Genomic DNA, 19,613 nt, shown 5'->3' with positions numbered 1-19,613 from the left:
CGGGTCGCAGCGGGGCACCGTCCGGCCCGGCGCCCCGTGCGGGGCGCGCGGCGGGGCGCGGGGCGGCCGGCGTGGGAGCGCTGGGTGGTGCGACGGGCGGCGGTGCGACGGGCGGCGCCGCGGGCGGCCGTGCCGCGCGGCGCGGCGCGGCGGGGCGTGCGGCCGACGGGCGTCCCGGGCGCGGGGCCGGCGGACGCTGCGGGCTCACGGCAGCGCACCGCCCGGGTCGCGCGTCGTCGGCGCCTGCCGGGCCGACGAGACGGCGCGGGCCGCGAGCTCGGCCAGGACCACGCCCGCGAGCTCGGTCACGTCGCCGGCACCCACGGTCAGCAGGAGGTCGCCCGGCCGGGCGAGGGCGGCGACGGCCCGCGCCGCGTCCTCGCGGTCGGCGACGTGGACCGCCTTGCCCGGCGTGGGCACCCGGTCGACGACCAGCGCGCCCGTGACCGTCGGGTCCGGGTCCTCGCGCGCCGCGTACACGTCCATGACGACGACCGCGTCCGCCAGGTCGAACGCCTCGCCGAACTCGGCAGCGAACGTCCGCGTCCGGGAGAACAGGTGCGGCTGGAAGAGGGCCAGGACGCGGCCGTCCCCCGCGACCTGCCGCGCGGCACGCAGCAGCGCGGCGACCTCGGTCGGGTGGTGCGCGTAGTCGTCCACGACGCGCACCCCGCCCGCCGTGCCGCGCTCCTCGAACCGCCTGCCCGTCCCGACGAAGTCGTCGAGCCCTGCTGCTGCCCGGTCCGACGGCACGCCGAGCCGGCGCAGCGCGCACCACGCGGCCGCGGCGTCCAGCGCGTTGTGGGCGCCCGCGAGCTGCAGGCGCAGCGTGACCGGCGGCTCGTCCGACGGCGTCAGGACCACCTGCCACCGGCCGTCGGGCGCGCGGGCGCTCTCCCCGACGCGCACGTCGGCGTCCGGACCCGTCCCGTACGTGCGGACGGCGACGCCCCGCTCCGCGAGCTGCTCGCGCACCGCGGCGACGAGCCGCACCGCGCCGGGGTCGTCGGCGCACGCGACCAGCAGCCCGCCGTCGCGGACGCGGTCGGCGAACCGCTCGAACGCGGCCTCGAAGCGCTCGCGCGTGCCGTAGTGGTCCAGGTGGTCGGGCTCGACGTTCGTCACGACCGCGACCAGCGGCGCGTAGGCGAGGAACGACCCGTCGGACTCGTCGGCCTCGGCGACGAACGGTCCGTCCCCGTGCCGCGCGCCGCCCAGGGTCCCGGCCGTCGCGCGGACCACGCCACCGATCGCGAACGACGGGTCCGTGCCCGCGTGCACCAGGGCAGCCGCGATCATCCCGGAGGTCGTCGTCTTGCCGTGCGCGCCCGCGACGGCGACCGCGTCGCGGTCCGCCATCAGCGCCGCGAGCGCCTCCGAGCGGTGCAGCACCGGGATCCCGCGCTCGCGCGCACGGTGGACCTCGGGGTTCGAGGCCCGGACGGCGGACGACACCACGAGCGAGTCGACGTCCTCGACGTGCGCGGCGTCGTGCCCCACGTGCACCTCGACGCCCGCCGACCGCAGCACCGCGAGCGCCGCGCCGTCCTGGGCGTCGGACCCGCTGACGCGCAGCCCTCGCGCGGCGAGCAGAGGGGCGATCGCGGACATCCCGGCGCCGCCGACGCCGACCAGGTGGACCCGACCGAGGTCGGCGAGCGCCACCGGGCCCCGCTCGCCGGGGTCGGCGACGGCCGGCGCGTGCGACGGGGACGGGGTGTGCGGCGGTGACGGGGTGTGCGGCGGGGAGACCGCCTGCACGTGCGCCGGGAGCTGCGCCTCGACGAGCTGCGCGACGCGGGCCGCGGCGTCGCGCACCCCGACGCGGGCGGCAGCCTCGCCCATGCGGGCACGGACCAGGGCCGCGTCGCCCGTGCCGAGCAGCACGGGCACGTGCGCCGCCACCCAGCCGGACGTGAGGTCGCGGTCCTCGACGAGGACGCCACCGCCCGCGGCCACGACGCCCGCCGCGTTGAGGCGCTGCTCCCCGTTGCCGATCGGCAGCGGGACGTAGACGGCGGGGATGCCCAGCGCGGCGAGCTCGCACACCGTGCCGGCACCGGCGCGACCGACGACCACGTCGGCGACGGCGAGCGCGCGGTCCATCGCCGTGAGGTACTCCACGACGTGGTAGCGGTCCGCGCCCGGCACCCCGACGAGCGCGGCGTGCACGTCGTCGGCCTTGCCGCGGCCGGTCAGGTGCAGCACCTGGGCGCCCGTCGCCAGCAGCGCGGCTGCGGCACCCACGACCGCACGGTTCACGCTGGCGGCGCCGAGCGAGCCGCCGGTGACGAGCAGGGTCGGCAGCGCGGGGTCGAGGCCGAGCGCCTGCGCCCCGGCGCGGCGCGTGGCGGCCGGGTCGGCGGCACGCGCGGTCAGCAGGTCCGCCACGGCCGTCCGCAGCGGCAGACCCGTGACCTGCGCGCCCGGCAGCGCGGTGCCCTCGAACGTCACCGCGACGGCGGCAGCCCACCGCGCGCCGAGCCGGTTGGCCAGGCCGGCGCGGGCGTTCTGCTCGTGCACGACGACGGGCACGCCCCGTCGCCGGGCGGCGAGGTACGCGGGCGTCGCGACGTAGCCACCGAAGCCGACGACGACCTGGGCGTCGATCGCGTCGATGGCGTCGCCCGCGGCGCGGACCGCCGCGCGCAGCCGGCCCGGCAGGCGCAGCCAGTCGAGGGTGGGGCGGCGCGGCAGGGGCACCCGCGGCACGACGGCCAGGTCGTAGCCGTGCTCCGGCACGAGCCGCGCCTCCAGGCCCTCGGCCGTGCCGAGCACCGCGAACCGGCCGTGGGGGTGGCGTCGGCGCAGCTCGTCGGCGACCGCGAGCAGCGGGTTGACGTGCCCGGCCGTGCCGCCGCCGGCCAGGAGCACCGAGGTCGCGTCAGCCACGGGTCCGCCCGATCACGGCGAGCGACCGGCGCACCACGGAGGCACGGGCGGCGAGCGCCTCGGTCGCACCCGGCTCGGTCCGCGCGAAGGACAGCAGCAGGCCCAGCGCCGCCATCGTCATGATGAGCGCGGACCCGCCGGCCGAGACCAGCGGCAGCGGTACGCCGATGACCGGCAGGAGCCCGATCACCACGCCGATGTTGACGATCGCCTGGCCGATCACCCACGCGAAGATCGCGGCCGTGGTGATCCGGACGAACGGGTCGGTGTGCCGGCGCATGATGCGCACCATCGCGAACGCGAGGAGCGCGAACAGGCCGAGCACGAGCAGGGTGCCCACGAGGCCGAGCTCCTCCCCCAGGATCGCGTAGATGAAGTCGTTGTGCGCCGCCGGCAGGTAGGACCACTTCTCGGCGCTCTGGCCCAGGCCGACGCCGCTCACCCCGCCGGTCGCCAGTCCCCAGCCGGCGTGCAGCGTCTGGTAGCACTCGTTCGTCACGTCGCAGTCGGCCGACAACCAGGACGTGATGCGGGCGACGCGGTTGCGGCTGCCGATCGCGAGCGCGGCGATGCCTGCGGCGGCGAACACGCCCGCGACCGCGAAGATCCGCAACGGCACGCCGGCGACGAACATCGCGCCGGCGACGAGCAGGACCAGCACCATCGCTGTGCCCAGGTCGTGACCCGCGAGGACGACGCCGATCGCGACGAGCGCGATCGGCGCGGCGGGGACGAGCGCGTGCTTCCACTCGTGGATCAGCGGCAGCTTGCGCGCGAGGACAGCACCCAGCCAGACCGCGAGCGCGAGCTTGACCGCCTCGGACGGCTGCGCGGTGACGCCCGGCAGGCAGACCCAGTTGCGGTTGCCGCCCGCGCCGCAGCCCAGCGGCGTGAAGACCAGCAGTTGGAACGCGATCGCACCGCCGAGCAGCGGCCAGGCGGCGGCCCGCAGGACGCGGACCGGCAGCCGCGACATCACGACGAGCACGGGGACCCCGATGAGCGCGTAGCGCGCCTGGTTGAGGAACACCGCGTACGGCGAGTCACCGGCCGCCAGGGACTCGACGCTCGAGCTCGACAGGACCATGACCAGGCCGATCGCGACGAGCAGCAGCGTCGCCCCGAGCAGCACGTAGTAGCTCGTGACGGTGGAGTTCCAGGTGCCGAGGAACGCGGGCTCGCGCACACCGGGAGTGCCGCCGGCGGGCGTCACCGCGCGCGTCGGCGCGGTCCGCGGTCGCACCGGGGAGCCGGCGCTCACGAGCGACCGTCCGCGCGCCGCTCCTGCCCGGCGTCGGCGGCACCGCCCAGGGCGTGCACGGCCGCCGCGAAGGCGTCACCGCGGGCCGCGTAGGACGTGAACTGGTCCATCGACGCGCACGCCGGGGCGAGCAGGACGGTCGTGGGCTCGCCGTCCGGCGCGCCGGCGGCGAGCCGGCGCGCGCGATCCAGGGCGCGCGTCATCACCGGCTCAGTCTCACCGGCGCCCACCTCGATCACCGGGACATCCGGTGCGTGTCGGGCGAGGGCGTCCCGCAGCGGCGCGCGGTCCACGCCGATGAGCACCACCCCCCGCAACCGGTCGCGTCGCGTGCGGACGAGGTCGTCGAACTGCGCGCCCTTGGCGAGCCCGCCGGCGACCCACACGACCGAGCCGGGGGCGAACGCGGCCAGCGAGGCCGCGGCGGCGTGGGCGTTGGTCGCCTTGGAGTCGTCGACGTACGCGACGCCGTCGACGGTGCCGACCGTGACGATGCGGTGGGCGCCGGGCGTGAACGCCCGCAGCCCGTCGCGCACGTGCGCAGGGTCGACGCCGTGCGCGAGCGCCAGCGCCGCGGCCGCCAGGGCGTCGCGCACGACGTGCGGCGGCACGACGCCGCCCGGCCCGGCGAGCTGCGCCAGGTCCGCGAGCGTGCCCAGCTCGGCGGCGTGGGAGTGCCGCAGGCGGGCGAAGCCGCGGTCGACGAGCACGTCCTCGACCAGACCGACCTGGCCGACGCCCGGCGTGCCCAGGGTCACCCCGACGGCGACGCAGCCGTCGACCACGTCGGCCTCGCGCACCAGGTCCTCGGTCACCGGGTCCGTCGCGTCGTACACGCACGCGACCTGCGCCCGCGCGTAGATGCGGCCCTTGGCGGCCGCGTACGCCTCCAGGGACCCGTGCCAGTCCAGGTGGTCGGGTGCGACGTTGAGGACGGCCGCGGCCTGGGCGGACATCGAGTGCGTGTGGTGCAGCTGGAAGCTCGACAGCTCGACCGCGAGCACGTCGAGCGTCGAGTCGACCGCGGCGAGCACCACCGGGGTCCCGACGTTGCCGACCGCGAGCGTGTGCCGACCCGCGGCGCGCAGGACCGACTCGAGCATGCCGACCGTCGTCGTCTTGCCGTTGGTGCCGGTCACCGCGAGCCAGGGCGCGGGCGTGCCGTCACCGCCGAGCCGCGGGACGCGGACCTGCCAGGCGAGCTCGACCTCGCTCCACACCGGGACGTCCCGCTCGCGGGCGGCGACGAGGACCGGGTGCGCCGGGGGCAGCCCCGGTGACGTGACCACGAGGTCGGCACCGGCCAGGCCGTCGCCGACCAGGGTCGCGGCGTCGGACACGTCCGCGTCGGGCGCCCGGTCGTCGAACGTCACGACCCGGGCGCCGCGGTCGGCGAGCACCTGCGCGGCGGCGCGCCCCGAGACCCCCAGCCCGGTCACCAGGACCGTGCGACCGTCGAACCGTGCGTCCACCTACTGCGCCACCCACTCCGCGTAGAAGATCCCGACCCCGAGCGCCACGAAGAGGCCGGCGATGATCCAGAACCGGATGACGATGGTGACCTCGCCCCACCCCGACAGCTCGAAGTGGTGGTGCAGCGGCGCCATCTTGAAGACGCGTTTGCCGGTCATCTTGAAGAAGCCGATCTGGATGACGTCCGACAGCACGATGACGACGAACAGGCCGCCGATGATGGCGCCGAGGATCTCGGTGCGCGTGAGGATCGTCAGCGCCGCGAGGGCGCCGCCGAGCGCGAGCGACCCGGTGTCCCCCATGAAGATCTTGGCGGGGCTCGCGTTCCACCACAGGAACCCGAACAGCGCACCGGTGATCGCGGCCGCGACGACCGCGAGGTCGAGGGGGTCGCGGGTCTCGTAGCAGCGGGGCCCGGCGGACAGGATCGACTGGCACGTCTGGTTGAACTGCCAGACGCCGACCAGGACGTACGCGCCGAACACGATGAGCGACACGCCCGTCGCGAGCCCGTCGAGGCCGTCGGTCAGGTTGACCGCGTTCGACCATGCCGTGATGAGGAAGTTCGCCCACACGACGAACAGCACGAGCCCCACGGTCACGCCCGCGAACGCCAGGTCGAGGTTCGTGTCGCGGATGAACGAGATGCGCGTCGAGGCCGGCGTCCGGAACTGCTCGTTGGGGAACTGCAGCGCGAGCACCGAGAACCCGACACCGACCACGCCCTGGCCCACGATCTTCCACAGCGGGCTCAGGCCGAGGGAACGCTGCCGCGAGATCTTGATGAAGTCGTCGAGGAACCCGACGACCCCCAGCCCGGTCATGAGGAACAGCGCGAGCAGCGCCGACGCGCTCGGCCGCGTGCCCGTCAGGAGCAGGCCGAACACCCACCCGATGAGGGTCGCCCCGATGATGACGACGCCGCCCATCGTGGGCGTGCCGCGCTTGGTGAAGTGCGCGGTGGGCCCGTCCTGCCGGATGAACTGGCCGTACTGCCGACGGACGAGGAAGCGGATGAACAGCGGCGTGCCGAGCAGCGCGACGAGCATCGCGATGCCGCCCGAGATGAGGACCGCCCTCATGCGTCGGCCGCCACGAGCCGGTCCCCCAGCTGCCACAGTCCGGCGCCGAACGACGACTTCACGAGCACGACGTCCCCGGCACGCAGCTCGTCCGCGAGGAACGCTGCCGCGGTGTCCACGTCGTCGACGAGCACGACCTCGTCGCCCCAGGAGCCCTCGTGGTTGGCGCCGTCGCGGATCGCGCGCGCACCGGAGCCCACGACGACCGTCAGGTCGATGTTGAGGCGCACGACCAGGCGTCCGATCGCGTCGTGCGCGGTGCGCGACTCGTCACCGAGCTCGAGCATCTCGCCCAGCACGGCGACCGACCGGCGTTGCCGACCGGCGATCACGGCCAGCGCCTTCAGCGCCGCCCGCATCGAGTCCGGGTTCGCGTTGTAGGAGTCGTCCACGACGGTGACGCCGTCCGCCCGCTCGACGACGTGCATGCGGTGCGGGGACAGCGCGTCGGCGGCCGACAGCCCCGCGGCGATCTCGTCCAGGTCGAGGCCCACCGCGAGCGCCGCGGCTGCCGCGGCGAGCGCGTTGTGCACGTGGTGCTCGCCGACGAGCCGGAGCTCGACGTCGCGCCCGTCGCGCTCCCCGTCGACGACGCGCACGAGCCGGAAGCGCGCCCGGCCGTGCCCGTCGAGCCGGACGTCCTCGACGCGGACCTGCGCGTCGGGCGCGGCACCGAACAGCACGACGGGTCCGGGCGCGTCGGCCGCCATCGCACGCACGCGCGGGTCGTCCCCGTTGAGCACGGCCGTGCCGCCGGGCACGAGGCCGGCGACGATCTCGGCCTTGGCGCGCGCCACGGCGTCGACGCCACCGCCGAACCCGCCGAGGTGCGCCTGCCCGACGACCAGCACGACCGCGACGTCCGGCGGCGCGATGCCGGTGAGGTACGTCAGGTGCCCGGGGCCGCTGGCGCCCATCTCCAGGACGAGGAAGCGGGTGTGCTCGTCGGCGCGCAGCACCGTCAGCGGCAGCCCGATCTCGTTGTTGAAGGACCGCACGGGCGCGATCGTCGGCCCGGCGGCGCCGCACACCTGCGCGAGGACGTCCTTGGTGGTCGTCTTGCCCACCGAGCCGGTGACGCCGATCACCTGCAGGCCGCTGCCACCCGGGACCGACGCGACGTCGCGCAGCCGCTGCAGCACGACACGGGCCAGGTCACCCAGGGCGCGCTCGACGTCGGGCACCACGACGCACGGGAGCCCGTCCAGGGGACGCGCCGCGAGCACGAGCCCCGCGCCGGAGGCGACCGCCCCCGCGGCGAAGTCGTGCCCGTCGACGTGCTCCCCGGGCAGCGCGACGAACACGCCCCCCGGCAGCACCTCACGGGAGTCCGTGACGACCGGCCCGGTCACGACGTGCCCGGGTGCGACCGAGCTGAGCGTCCCGCCGGTCGCGGCCGCGACCTCGGCGGTGGTGAGGGCGATCACGCGAGCTGCTCCCGGATCTCGGCGTGCGCGGCCAGGAACACGTCACGGTCGTTGTAGCGGTGGAAGACCCCGGCGATCTCCTGGGTCGGTTCGTGGCCCTTGCCCGTGACGATCACGGTGTCGTCCGGCCCGGCCAGGCGCAGCGCGTCGCGGATGGCCTGCGGGCGGCTGGTCGCCTCGTGCACGTCGGTGAGGTCCGGGCGCACGTCGCGCACCCCCGCGAGGATGGCCGCGCGGACGGCGGCCGGGTCCTCCGAGCGCGGGTTCTCGTCGGTGACGACGAGCACGTCGGCGAGGCGGGCACCGATCTCGCCCATGATCGGACGCTTGCCGCGGTCGCGGTCGCCGTCGGAGCCGTAGACGAGCACGAGGCGGCCCGGCGTGATCGGCCGGACGGCCTCCAGCGCGAGGACCAGGGCGTCCGGCGTGTGCGCGTAGTCGACGAGGCACAGCGGCCAGCCGTCCCCGCGCTCGACGACGCGCTCCATGCGTCCGGGGATGGCGTTTGCCAGCGCGACCGCGTCGACGGCGGCGTCCAGCGGCACGCCCGCCGCGTGCGCCAGCACGATCGCCAGCGCCGCGTTGGACACGTTGACGAGCCCGGGCAGCGGGCTGTGCGCCTCGAGCCGGACGTCGCCGGGCCCGCGCAGCACGAACCGCGACCCGACGCCGTCGAGGCCGATGTCCGCCTCGACGACCGCCCAGTCCGCGTCCGCGGCGTGCGGTGCGCCCACGTGCGTGCTCACCGTCTCGACCGGGATCGGCGACTCCGCGGCGAGGCGTCGGCCCCAGTCGTCGTCGACGACGACGACGCCGCGGCGCGCCTGGTCGGCGGCGAACAGCCGCGACTTGTCACGGAAGTAGCCCTCCATGTCGCCGTGGAAGTCGAGGTGGTCGCGCTGCAGGTTGGTGAACCCGACGACGTCGAAGCGCACCCCGCGGACGCGGCCCAGCGCGAGCGCGTGCGACGACACCTCGGTCGTCAGCGCACCCGCGCCCCGCTCGTGCGCGAGCGCGAGCAGCGCCTGCAGCACCGGCGCCTCGACCGTGGTCCGCGGGCTCTCGACGGCGTCGTCCCCGATCCGCAGCTCGACGGTGCCGAGCACGGCCGTGCGCGCGTGGTGCGCCCGCAGCGCCGCGTCGACGAAGTACGTCGTGGTGGTCTTGCCGTTGGTCCCCGTCACACCGACGGTCACGAGGCGCGAGGCGGGGTCGTCCAACGCCCACGACGCGACCGGTCCTGCCAGGGCCCGCGGGTCGTCCGCGAGGAGCACGGGCACGGCGTCGTCGTCGGCCGGGACCAGCGCGGCACCGTCCGCGTCCGTGAGCACCGCGACCGCACCGCGCGCCAGCGCGTCGGCGGCGAAGCGCGCACCGTGGACGCGCAGGCCGGGAACGGCGACGAACAGGTCCCCGGGCTCGACGTCCGCGCTCGACATGGTCACGCCGGTGAAGGTCCGTCCGGCGGTCGCGGTCCGCGCGTCGCGCAGGCCGAAGGCCGCGACGAGGTCGTCGACCCTGCGGACCGGCGGGTGCTCGGGGCGGAGCCGGCCCAGGGGGGACGTCATGGGGAGGAATCTACCCCGCTCGCTCACTCCCACGTCGCCGGGAAGAGCGTCGCGGGCGCACCCGACGGCGCGATCCCGAGCTGCTGCAGCGCGAAGCCCGTCACGGTCGAGAAGACCGGTGCGGCGACCGCACCGCCGTAGATCGACGTCCGCGGGTCGTGGAGGATCACCGCGGTCACCACCTGCGGGTCGTCGACCGGCGCGACGCCGATGAAGGACGCCGTGTAGCCGCTCGGGTCGAACTTCTGCGCGGTCCCCGTCTTGCCGGCGACGCGGTACCCCGCGATGGCCGCGTTGCCGCCCGTGCCCTCGTCGACGGCGCTCTCCATCATCGACAGCACCGTCTGCGCGGTCTGCTCGGACACGACGCGCGTGCCGGGCTCCTGCGCCACCGGCGTGTACTGCCCGTCGGCCGACGTCCAGCCCGCGATGAGGTGCGGCTGCACGCGGACCCCACCGTTGGCGATCGTCGCGAAGACGCTCGCGGCCTGCAGCGCGTTCACCGACACGGCCTGGCCGAACAGCACGGCGTACTCGTCGCGACCCTGCCAGTCCTCGGCGGGGTGCAGGATGCCGGGCGACTCCCCCGGCATCTCGATGCCCGTGCGGGTGCCGAAGCCGAACGCCGAGAGGTAGTGGTGGCGCTGCTCCTTGGACAGCCGCTCGCCGATGAGGATCGTCCCGACGTTCGACGACTCCGCGAAGATCCCCGTCGCCGTCAGCTTGAGGACCGGGTGGTCGTGGGAGTCCTTGATCGTCTCGCCCTGCGGCGTCCGCCAGCGGTCCGCGACCTCGAACTGCTCGGTCGGCTGGACCACGCCCGACTCGACGGCGGCGGCCATCGTCACGACCTTGCCCGTCGAGCCCGGCTCGAAGACGTCGCTGACGGCCGCGGACAGCCGCTCGCCCGCCTGCGCACCGGGTTCGTTGGGGTCGATCGTCGCGGAGTCCGCGAGCGCCAGGACCTCGCCCGTGTCCGGGCGCATGACGACGATCGCGCCGCCGCTCGCGCCCGTGGCCGCGACCTGCTCGTCGAGCTCCTCCTGCGCGCGGAACTGCAGGTCCGAGTCGAGGGTCAGGCGCACCGAGTCGCCCTGCTCGGCCGGCGTGCCCTCGCTGACGCCGCCCGGGATGGCCTGCCCGCCCTTGCCCCGCTCGAAGCGGTCGTGGCCGGCCGTGCCCTGCAGCCGCTCGTCGAGGGACGACTCCAGGCCCTGCAGGCCGAGCCCTCTGGAGTTCACGAACCCGAGGATGTTCCCCGCGACCGCTCCCTTGGGGTAGACGCGCTCCGCGACCTTGTCGACCATGACCCCGTCGATCCGCATCTCGAAGATCTCGCGCGCGACGTCCGGGAGCACGTTCTTCTTGACGTAGACGAAGGTGCGCTCGCCGACCAGCAGACCGCCGAGCTCGGCGGCGTTCATGTCGAGCAGCGGGGCCAGCCGCTGCGCGACGCCGGCGGCACCGCCCAGCGCGCCCGCACCGCCCGTCGCCTCGTAGCGCGCGATCTTGTTCTGGTTGACGCCGATGTCGTACCGCTCGACAGACGTCGCGAGCACCACGCCGTTGACGTCGGTGATCTCCCCCCGCGCACCGATGACCTGCACCGTCGTCATCCGCGCCTCGCGCGCCTCGCGGGCGAGCTCCGGGCCGGCGACCACCTGGACGTACACGAGCCGCGCCGCGAACGTCACGAGCACGAGCACCAGCGCGACGACGAGCGTGATCATCCGCGGGCGTGACGCGACGACAGCGCGTCGAGGCGGCGGCGCGGGCGTACGGGTGCGCGCGGCCGACGTGCGCGTGGCCGGCGTGCGCGGGCGGGCGGGCACGTCGGCGCGCCGCGCGGCGGCGTCCTGCGCGGGTCGCCGGCGCGGGACCGTGCCGGTCCGCTCGCTCACGCGGCCCACCGTGCCACGCGCCCCGGCGCGGGCCGGGGCGACGCGCGGAGCGGCCGCTGCCCGCGCAGTGGCCGCTGCCCGCGGTGCGGGCTGTCGCCGGGCGGGGCGCGCCGTCGGCGCTCCCCCGCCCGTCGTCCGCGTGCTCATCCGCCTGCGGGTGCGGGGGCCCCCTGGACGCTGCCGTCCGCGAGCCGCAGCCAGCCCGTGCCGTTGGCCTCGACCATGCCCAGGGCACGGGCCGCCGCGGCGAGCTGCGACGGCGACGAGCGCGCGTCGTGCTGCGCCACGAGGTCCATGCGGTCCTGCCGCAGCCGGCCGAGGTCGTTCGACAGCTCGTAGCGCTCGAACGCGAGCGACGCCATCTGCGTGTTCAGCAGGAGCGCCGTGAGCAGGGCACCGCCGAGGACGGCCATGCAGGCCAGCACGAAGGGGACGCGCGAGCGCGACTGCGCGGGTGCGCGGACGACCCGCAGGCGCGGCGGGGGGGCCGCTGCCGGACGGGACGGCAGCGGGTAGGCGCGTGCAGCGCCGGTGCGGGCGGCGGCCTGGGCGCTCATGCGGCTCTCCTCGGGGTGCGCAGGTGGTCAGGGGTGGGACGCAGTCGCTCGGCGGCGCGCAGGCGGACGGACTGCGACCGGGGGTTGCGCGCGAGCTCCTGCGCGTCGGCCTCCTCGGCGCCACGCGTGAGGAGCCGAAGGTAGGGCGTGTGCGTCACGGGCTCGACCGGCAGGTCGGGTGGTGCGCTCGACGTGGCGCCCGCGGCGAGCGCGCGCTTGACGAGCCGGTCCTCGAGCGACTGGTAGGCCTCGACGACGATCCGGCCGCCGACCGCGAGCGCCTCGAGCGACGCGGGCAGCGCCCGCTCGAGCGCGGCGAGCTCACCGTTCACCTCGATGCGCAAGGCCTGGAACGTGCGCTTGGCCGGGTGCCCGCCCGTGCGTCGCGTCGCGGCCGGCACGCCGGCCCGCACGATGTCGACGAGCTCGGACGTGCGGGTCAACGGCGCCCGCTCGCGCCGCCGCACGACGCCGCGCGCGATCCGGCCCGCGAACTTCTCCTCGCCGTACACGCGCAGCACGCGTGCGATGTCCCGCTCGTCGTAGGTGTTGAGCACGTCGGCCGCGGTCGGGCCGGTCGTCGGGTCCATGCGCATGTCGAGCGGGGCGTCGTGCGCGTACGCGAAGCCGCGCTCGGCCTCGTCGAGCTGCAACGAGGACACGCCGAGGTCCATGAGCACGCCCTGCACGGACGTGATGCCGAGGTCCTCGAGCACGTCGGCGATCTCGTCGTACACGGCGTGCACGCCCGTGAACCGGTCGCCGAAGGGCGCGAGCCGCGCACCGGCCAGCGCGAGCGCCTGCGGGTCGCGGTCGATGCCGACGACGCGCACGTGGTCGAACGCCCGCAGCACACCCTCGGTGTGACCTCCCATGCCGAGCGTCGAGTCGACGAGCACGGCGCCGGGGACGGCGAGCGCGGGTGCCAGCAGGTCGAGGCAGCGCTGCAGGAGGACGGGCGTGTGCCGCGACGCGGCACCGGCGTCGGTCTGTTCGCTCATCACCCCTCCTCGCTGGTCGGCCGGTCGTCGCTGGTGGTGCAGATGTGACAGATGAGGCTGATGGGGCTGGTGATACATGTGAATGGCCGAACGGTCCCTCCACCGTCCGGCCAGATCCCCCACCGACCCTCTGGCGCCGGGGAAGTGGCGTCAGAACGGACGGGGGGAGGTCTCGACGGGCGGAGCCAGGGAACGGGTCGGGGTGGACGGCTGCGCACCGACCGCGGTGGTGCGGCGGACGGCGGGACGGTGGCGAGGGGTGCGGGGGTGGTACGCGCTGGCCCGGAGGCCGGCCGACGGCTCAGAACGGGCCGTTCGGGAAGACCTCCTCGGTCGTGTCGGCGTAACCCGCCTCCTGCTCGGACAGGTAGGTCTCCCACGCCGTGAGATCCCAGATCTCGACGCGGGTGCCGGTGCCGATGACGGCGACGTCCCGGTCGAGGCCGGCATACGTGCGCAGCATCGGCGGGATGGAGATGCGGCCCTGCTTGTCGGGCAGCTCGTCGCTGGCCCCGGACAGGAACACGCGCAGGTAGTCACGCGCCTGCTTGCTCGTGACCGGAGCGGTCCGCAGCTGGTCGTGCATCCGGCGGAACTCGTCCATCGGCAGCACGAACAGGCAGCGCTCCTGCCCCCGGGTCATGACGAGACCGCCGGCCAGCTGCGGCCGGAACTTCGCCGGGAGGATGAGGCGACCCTTGTCGTCGAGACGCGGTGTGTACGTCCCCAGGAACGGCGCGAAGGAGCCGTAGGCGCCCAACGGTTCATGCGACACCTCACTCCTCTCCTGGTCGGCACCGCGTCGGTCAAACCCCCCGTGTGGTGGCCCGCCCGGGTGCTCCCGGACGACCCCGAGGACGGGACCGCTCCCGCCCTCTCCACGTGCCTCCACGGTACTCCACTTCCCTCCACACGCGACTTGTCAAGAGGCCAAGTTCACCCATCCGATGCGCGTTCGTGCAGGTCAGAGCGGTGGAGTGAAGTGGAGGGCCCGGCGCGTCACGTGACGAACGTCAACGACGGGGCGACGGCGATCCCAGGACGAACCAGGGGGAAGGCGGCAATCCGGCACCCTGGTCGGACGCCCGCGGGACCGCCGCGCCCGGGATCCCGGTCGGCGGGGAGGGAAGTGGAGGGCCACGGGGCCGACGGGTCGGGAGCCGTCGTGGACTGCGCGAACCGGACCAGCGTCCGGGAGGATCGAGGCGGACCGCCACGCAACGGGCACGGCACGGGTGAACCTCGCACCAGGAGGTCGGATGCGTGCGTACGCTCGTCCCAGTCCGCCGAGGGAGTCGAACACATGCAGGCACTGCCGTCACCGCACGATCTGGACAGGCTCGTCGACACCGTCGACCGCCTGCGCACCGGGATCGAGTCGGTCGTCACCGGTCGACCGGAGCTCGTCCGGGTCGCGCTGGCCGTGCTGCTCGCCGAGGGGCACCTGCTCCTCGAGGACGTGCCCGGGGTCGGCAAGACCACGCTCGCCAAGGCCATCGGCCGCAGCATCGACGCGCAGGTCGGCCGCATCCAGTTCACGCCCGACCTGCTGCCGAGCGACCTGACGGGCGTGAACATCTTCCGTGCGCAGACGCACGAGTTCGAGTTCCGCCCCGGGCCGGTCTTCGCGCACGTCGTCATCGGCGACGAGATCAACCGCGCGTCCCCCAAGACCCAGTCGGCGCTGCTGGAGTGCATGCAGGAGGCGCAGGCCACGGTCGACGGGCGCACGTACCCGCTCCCACGGCCGTTCCTCGTCGTCGCGACGCAGAACCCCGTCGAGATGGAAGGGACCTACCCGCTGCCCGAGGCCCAGCGCGACCGGTTCATGGCGCGCCTGACCGTGGGCTACCCGAGCGTGGAGTCCGAGCTGGAGATGCTCGACAAGCAGGAGGACTCCGACCCCCTGGCCCGCATGCGGCCCGTCACCGACGCGGCCGAGGTGCAGGAGCTGATCGACATCGCCCGTCGCCTGTACGCCGCGCCGGCGGTCAAGCGCTACGTCGTCGACCTCACCACGGCGTCCCGCGCGGACGCCGGGCTGCGTCTGGGGGCGTCGCCGCGCGCGACGATCCAGCTGCTGCGCGCCGCCCGGTCGCTCGCCGCGATGTCGGGTCGCGACCACGTGCTCCCCGACGACGTGCAGGAGCTGGCCGTGCCCGTGCTGGCCCACCGCCTGCTGCCCAGCACCGAGTCACGGCTGTCGGGCCGCACGACGCAGGACGTCGTCGCGGACATCGTCGCGCGCACGCCCCTGCCGGCCGCCGAGCCCATCGCCCGGGCACGGCGCGCGCTGGGCTGATGCGCCGCCGCCCGACCCCCCGCGGCTGGGCGCTGGCCGCGGTCGGCCTCGTCGCGCTCCAGGCCGGAATCGGGCTCGGCTCCCTCGACCTCGTGCGCATCGGCGTCCTGCTGCTCGCCGTCCCCGTCACCGCGCTGGTCTCCGTGATGGTCGTCGACGCCGTGCGGGGCCGACGCGGGATCGTCGTCCACCGCGAGGTGCGGCCCGACCCCGTCCACGCCGGCCAGGAGGCCGAGGTCCGCGTCGACATCCGCGCGACCGACCGGGCCGGCCGTGCCCGGCTCGCGGGCCTGCGCTTCTCCGAGCAGGCCGCCGTCGAGCTGTCGGGCGGGCGGGCGCTGCGCGCACGCGTCACGCGCCGCGCCGACCACGCGCTCGTGCGCTACCCCGTGCGTGCCACGCAGCGGGGCCGCTGGCCGTTGGGACCGCTCGTCGTGACCCGGACGGACATGTTCGGCGTCGTGCGGTCCCGCACCACGCTCGGCACCGAGTCCCAGGTGGCGGTGTGGCCGACGGTCGTCGCACTGCCCGCGCCGTCCGACGTGCTCGTCGGCGAGCCCGACCGGGTCGCGCTCGGTGCGCGGAGCCCGTCGACGGACGACGCGAACCTGCGCGACTACCGCGAGGGCGACGACCTGCGCCGCGTGCACTGGACCTCCAGCGCCCGCCGCGGCACGCTCCTGGTGCGCTCCGACGAGCGCGCCGGGATGCGCCCGGTGTCGGTGCTGCTCGACCTGCCCGTGCGGGCGAGCGCCGCCGAGTGGACGATCTCGCTCGCGGCGTCGATCGCGCTGGCGATGCTCGACACCGGGCACCCCGTGCGGCTCGCCGGCGCCGGCATCGCGACGGGCACCGCGGCCGGCCCCGCGCGCGGCGCCTCGCCCTACGTCCACGCGCGCAGCGGTCTCGAGGCGCGCGCCGCGCTGCTCGACCTGACGCTCGACCTCGCACCGGCCCGGACCTCCGCGGAGTCGGAGACGCAGCTGCTCGACGCGGTCCGCCTGCTCGACACGTCGCAGGCCGCGGGCGAGATCGTCGTCGCGGTGATCGGGCCGCTGTCCGCGCCGGGGCGGGCCGCGCTGGCCCACGTCGGCGACGTCGCGCAGGGCTGGGCGATGGTCCGCGCGGACGGGCGCAGCGCGGGCGACGCCCGGGACGCCCACCACACGGCCACCGCGCTGCGCCGCTCGGGCTGGCGCGTCGCCCAGGTCACCACGGGCGAGGACGCCGTCGAGTGCTGGCTCCGGCTGCTGGGCGGTGCCCGATGACCCACGCACCGGAGCAGGGCGTGCGCGCCGTCCTCGGCACCGCGCTGTGCGTGCTCGCGACGTGGGCGAGCCTGCTCGCGCTCACCGGCCTCGTCGCCGGCCGCCGCTGGCTCGTCGTGGGCTGCGTCGCGGTGCTGGTCGTCGCCACGGCCACGGCCCTGGCGCGCGCCATGACACGCCGGTGGTGGGCGCCGACCGCCGTCGGTGCGGTCGTCGGCCTCGTGGGCCTCGTGCTGCGGTACGGGGCTCCCCCGGGACGCCCGCAGTTCCTGCCCGACCTCGACGCCGTCGGCCGCGCGTGGGCGACCGCCCGGCAGGGTGTGCTCGTCGTCAACGACTCGTTCGTGCCCATGCCCGACGTACGTCCGGGCGAGATGCTGCTCGTCGTCGGTGCGCTGGCGGTCTACCTGCTCGTCGACGTCGCGGTCCTGGCCCTGCGCGTGCCGGCCGTCGCCGGCCTGCCGCTGCTCGCGCTGTGGGTCCCGGCCGTCGTGCTCGGCTTCCCCGCCGGCGCCGCGCCGGTCTTCTGGACGGCCGGCGCCTACCTGGCCCTGCTCGCGTACGGCGCGGCGCCCCTGCACGCGCACGCCGGTCGGCTGCGGCGGGCGTGCACCGCGGCCGTGGCGGCCGTCGCGCTGGCCGGCGTGAGCCTCCTGTCCGGCCCTGTGCTGATGGACGTTCCGGGCTGGGCCAGCGTCGACCTGCCGACCTTCGGCGACGGGCCGGTCGGCCCGCTCGAGCTCAGCGACGACCTCGACCTGCGCGACAGCCTCGGCACCCGCTCGGCGCAGGTCGTGCTCCGGTACCGCGTGACGGACCCCGCGGCCCCCGCGGACGAGCAGGAGGGGGCGGGGCAGGACGACGGCAGCACGGAGGGCGCCGACGGCACGTCGCCCGCCACCCCGGGCGCGACGCCCAGCGAGCCTGCGACGCCCGCCGTGAACGCGCGCCTGGTCGGACCGTTGCGCGCCTTCACGCTCTCGACCTTCGACGGCCGCCTGTGGCAGCGCACCGACAACGAGCAGCTCGAGCCCTGGGACGCCGGCCTGCTGCTGTCGTCCGACCCGCAGCTGCAGGGCACCGCGCCGGACGCGACCGCCGGGAGCCTGGCGCGGGTCGACGTCGAGGTCGGCGCGCTGCGCGAGCGCCGGCTCCCGGTCGCCACGTTCCCACGCACCGTGGAGGTGGGAGGCGAGTGGGGGTACGACGGGTTGCGCGACGAGGTGGTCGGCGAGCGGTCCACCGGCGACGGCCTCACGTACTCGATGCTCGTGCAGGTGCCGACGCTCACCGACGACGACCTGCGCGCCGCCCCTGCCGGCACACCCCCGGACACGGCGCTGCACACCGCCGTGCCCGAGACGGACCACGTCGAGGACATCGCGGCCCTCGCCGCCGAGATCACCGCCGACTCCGAGGGTGCCTACGAGCAGGCCGTCGACCTGCAGTCGTGGCTCCGGTCCGCCGCCAACTTCACGTACGACACCCGCGTGCCGCCGGCCCGGACGTCGGACGCGGTGTGGGACTTCCTGGAGGACCGCCGCGGCTACTGCGTCCAGTTCGCGACCGCGATGGCCATGATGGCCCGCACGCTCGACATCCCGTCCCGCGTCGGCGTCGGCTTCCTGCCGGGCGAACGGGACGACGACGGCGTGTACGTCGTCACGGGCAGGCTCGCCCACGCCTGGCCCGAGCTGTACTTCGAGGGGCAGGGGTGGGTCCGGTTCGAGCCGACCCCCGCGTCCCAGAGCGGTCCCCCGCCGACGTGGGCCGACCCGTTCTCCGGCATCACCGCCCCGGGCTCGATCCCGGGCGCGATCCCCGAGGGCCAGGCCGGGGCGCTGCCGAGCGCCGCGGCCACCGCACCCACCGGGGTACCGGCCGCCGGCGACGACGACTCCTCGACCGGCCTGCTCGTGACGATCGGCGCGGGTGTCGTGCTGCTGCTCGCCGGCGCGGGTCTGGCGGCGTTCCTCCTGCGGCGACGTCGGCAGCACGCGACGACGCCCGAGCAGGCGTGGGCGGCCGTCCGACGCGAGCTGGCGCGTGCCGACGTGCGGTGGTCGGACGCGACGAGCCCGCGCGGGGCGGTGCTCCAGGTGCAGGCCGGCCTCGCCGCCCGCACGGGCCAGGAGCTCCAGGGGCCGGCGCGCGACGCGCTCGAACAGCTTGCCGGGGCGGTGGAGCGGGCGCGCTACGCCCCCAGCCCGGTGGAGCACGCACCCGAGGAGCTGGAGGAGTGGGTGCAGCAGGTGCGCGGGGGCGTGCGCGAGGGACTCACGCGAGCGTCGAGGCGCGAGCCGGCCACGGTCGGCTGAGCTGCTCAGCCGCTCGCCGGTGAGGCGCGAGCGCTCGCCGGTGAAGCGCGAGCCCGCGGCGGACGGCCGAGACGGCTCAGCCGGTCAGAACGGCTCAGCCATCGGGCTCAGCGGCCGTCACCCTCGCGGCGGCGGTCCCAGCGCTCCTCGAAGCGGGCCATGAAGCCCTGCTTCTTCGCGGGTGCCGGACCCGGGCGGACGGTGCCGTCAGGGGCGACCGTGCCCTGCGGGCCCGTGTGCTCCGTGCGGGGCACGGCGAACGCGTAGGCGACCGCGGCGAACATGACGACGAACCCGATCGCTCCGACCCACGGACGTGAGGTCGCAGCGCCGATCACGAGCAGCAGGAGGCCGACGACGGCTCCGACGCCGGCGATGACGTACCGCGTGACGGGCCGTCGGCCGCCGCGCCGGGTGAGCGTGTTGGCGAGCCGAGGGTCGTCAGACGTCAGCTGGCGCTCCATCTGCTCGAGCACGCGCTGCTCGTACTCGGAGAGTGGCATCCCGACCCCCGTCGCACTCCGGTGGACAATGTGACCTCAGGATAGATCGGCTGGCACCAA

The 19,613-nt window shown here is 75.5% G+C and carries 14 protein-coding genes; 3 read left to right on the top strand and 11 right to left on the bottom strand.

Features of this window, described 5'->3' with window-relative positions:
• Positions 1-204 precede the first annotated feature (204 nt).
• The 10 genes from murC to mraZ all read right to left on the bottom strand — a co-directional run bounded on the left by murC (position 205) and on the right by mraZ (position 13,937).
• Complete coding sequence (gene murC / locus OKX07_RS20405) at positions 205-2,892, bottom strand: UDP-N-acetylmuramate--L-alanine ligase (protein WP_322746837.1); 2,688 nt, start codon at positions 2,890-2,892, stop codon at positions 205-207.
• Complete coding sequence (ftsW, locus tag OKX07_RS08590) at positions 2,885-4,153, bottom strand: putative lipid II flippase FtsW (RefSeq protein ID WP_416220849.1); 1,269 nt, start codon at positions 4,151-4,153, stop codon at positions 2,885-2,887. The genes murC and ftsW overlap by 8 nt, the downstream gene beginning before the upstream one ends.
• Positions 4,150-5,625, bottom strand: a complete 1,476-nt coding sequence (gene murD / locus OKX07_RS08585; protein ID WP_265631407.1) for a UDP-N-acetylmuramoyl-L-alanine--D-glutamate ligase — start codon at positions 5,623-5,625, stop codon at positions 4,150-4,152. The genes ftsW and murD overlap by 4 nt, the downstream gene beginning before the upstream one ends.
• Positions 5,626-6,708: a phospho-N-acetylmuramoyl-pentapeptide-transferase gene (gene mraY / locus OKX07_RS08580; RefSeq protein ID WP_265631406.1), complete on the bottom strand. Its 1,083-nt coding sequence runs from the start codon at positions 6,706-6,708 to the stop codon at positions 5,626-5,628. It lies immediately after the preceding gene.
• The gene (locus tag OKX07_RS08575; protein WP_265631405.1) at positions 6,705-8,135 is read right to left on the bottom strand and encodes a UDP-N-acetylmuramoyl-tripeptide--D-alanyl-D-alanine ligase; all 1,431 of its coding nucleotides are present in this window, start codon (positions 8,133-8,135) and stop codon (positions 6,705-6,707) included. The genes mraY and OKX07_RS08575 overlap by 4 nt, the downstream gene beginning before the upstream one ends.
• A complete protein-coding gene (locus OKX07_RS08570; RefSeq protein WP_265631404.1) occupies positions 8,132-9,703 on the bottom strand; it encodes a UDP-N-acetylmuramoyl-L-alanyl-D-glutamate--2,6-diaminopimelate ligase in 1,572 nt (523 codons plus the stop codon). Before OKX07_RS08570 ends, OKX07_RS08575 begins: the two co-directional genes overlap by 4 nt.
• A gap of 23 nt (positions 9,704-9,726) precedes the next feature.
• Positions 9,727-11,604, bottom strand: coding sequence for a peptidoglycan D,D-transpeptidase FtsI family protein (locus tag OKX07_RS08565; RefSeq protein WP_265631403.1), 1,878 nt, complete (start codon positions 11,602-11,604; stop codon positions 9,727-9,729).
• Positions 11,605-11,747: 143 nt separating this feature from the next.
• Positions 11,748-12,161 carry a hypothetical protein gene (locus tag OKX07_RS08560; RefSeq protein WP_265631402.1) on the bottom strand — a complete coding sequence of 138 codons (414 nt, stop codon included), beginning with the start codon at positions 12,159-12,161 and terminating at the stop codon, positions 11,748-11,750.
• Positions 12,158-13,162 (bottom strand): 16S rRNA (cytosine(1402)-N(4))-methyltransferase RsmH, encoded by a 1,005-nt coding sequence (gene rsmH, locus OKX07_RS08555; protein ID WP_265631401.1) that lies wholly within the window; start codon positions 13,160-13,162, stop codon positions 12,158-12,160. The genes OKX07_RS08560 and rsmH overlap by 4 nt, the downstream gene beginning before the upstream one ends.
• 301 nt (positions 13,163-13,463) lie before the next feature.
• On the bottom strand, positions 13,464-13,937 hold the full coding sequence (mraZ, locus tag OKX07_RS08550) for a division/cell wall cluster transcriptional repressor MraZ (protein ID WP_265631400.1): 474 nt from the start codon (positions 13,935-13,937) through the stop codon (positions 13,464-13,466).
• Between the two features lie 528 nt (positions 13,938-14,465).
• Here mraZ and OKX07_RS08545 point away from each other — a divergent pair.
• Genes OKX07_RS08545 through OKX07_RS08535 form a run of 3 tightly spaced genes read left to right on the top strand, consistent with a single transcriptional unit; the run spans position 14,466 to position 19,050 of the window.
• Positions 14,466-15,464, top strand: a complete 999-nt coding sequence (locus OKX07_RS08545; RefSeq protein WP_265631399.1) for an AAA family ATPase — start codon at positions 14,466-14,468, stop codon at positions 15,462-15,464.
• A complete protein-coding gene (locus OKX07_RS08540; protein WP_265631398.1) occupies positions 15,464-16,732 on the top strand; it encodes a DUF58 domain-containing protein in 1,269 nt (422 codons plus the stop codon). Before OKX07_RS08545 ends, OKX07_RS08540 begins: the two co-directional genes overlap by 1 nt.
• Positions 16,729-19,050, top strand: coding sequence for a DUF3488 and transglutaminase-like domain-containing protein (locus tag OKX07_RS08535; RefSeq protein WP_265631396.1), 2,322 nt, complete (start codon positions 16,729-16,731; stop codon positions 19,048-19,050). The genes OKX07_RS08540 and OKX07_RS08535 overlap by 4 nt, the downstream gene beginning before the upstream one ends.
• A 107-nt stretch (positions 19,051-19,157) precedes the next feature.
• On the opposite strand, the gene OKX07_RS08530 is transcribed toward OKX07_RS08535, so the two are convergent.
• The gene (locus tag OKX07_RS08530) at positions 19,158-19,553 is read right to left on the bottom strand and encodes a DUF3040 domain-containing protein (protein ID WP_265631395.1); all 396 of its coding nucleotides are present in this window, start codon (positions 19,551-19,553) and stop codon (positions 19,158-19,160) included.
• Positions 19,554-19,613 lie beyond the last annotated feature (60 nt).

The sequence above is a fragment of the Cellulomonas sp. S1-8 genome (assembly GCF_026184235.1).
In the GTDB taxonomy this organism is placed as follows: domain Bacteria; phylum Actinomycetota; class Actinomycetes; order Actinomycetales; family Cellulomonadaceae; genus Cellulomonas.
The sequence above is the reverse complement of the archived record's forward strand: the minus strand, read 5'-3'. Positions and strand labels throughout refer to the sequence as shown.

Excerpts from the sequence above, each read along its gene's own strand:
- mraY (WP_265631406.1), bottom strand. The coding sequence starts at position 6,708 with ATGAGGGCGGTCCTCATCTCGGGCGGCATCGCGATGCTCGTCGCGCTG.
- OKX07_RS08535 (WP_265631396.1), top strand. The coding sequence starts at position 16,729 with ATGACCCACGCACCGGAGCAGGGCGTGCGCGCCGTCCTCGGCACCGCG.
- OKX07_RS08530 (WP_265631395.1), bottom strand. The coding sequence starts at position 19,553 with ATGCCACTCTCCGAGTACGAGCAGCGCGTGCTCGAGCAGATGGAGCGC.
- OKX07_RS08545 (WP_265631399.1), top strand. The coding sequence starts at position 14,466 with ATGCAGGCACTGCCGTCACCGCACGATCTGGACAGGCTCGTCGACACC.
- rsmH (WP_265631401.1), bottom strand. The coding sequence starts at position 13,162 with ATGAGCGAACAGACCGACGCCGGTGCCGCGTCGCGGCACACGCCCGTC.
- OKX07_RS08570 (WP_265631404.1), bottom strand. The coding sequence starts at position 9,703 with ATGACGTCCCCCCTGGGCCGGCTCCGCCCCGAGCACCCGCCGGTCCGC.
- OKX07_RS08560 (WP_265631402.1), bottom strand. The coding sequence starts at position 12,161 with ATGAGCGCCCAGGCCGCCGCCCGCACCGGCGCTGCACGCGCCTACCCG.
- OKX07_RS08540 (WP_265631398.1), top strand. The coding sequence starts at position 15,464 with ATGCGCCGCCGCCCGACCCCCCGCGGCTGGGCGCTGGCCGCGGTCGGC.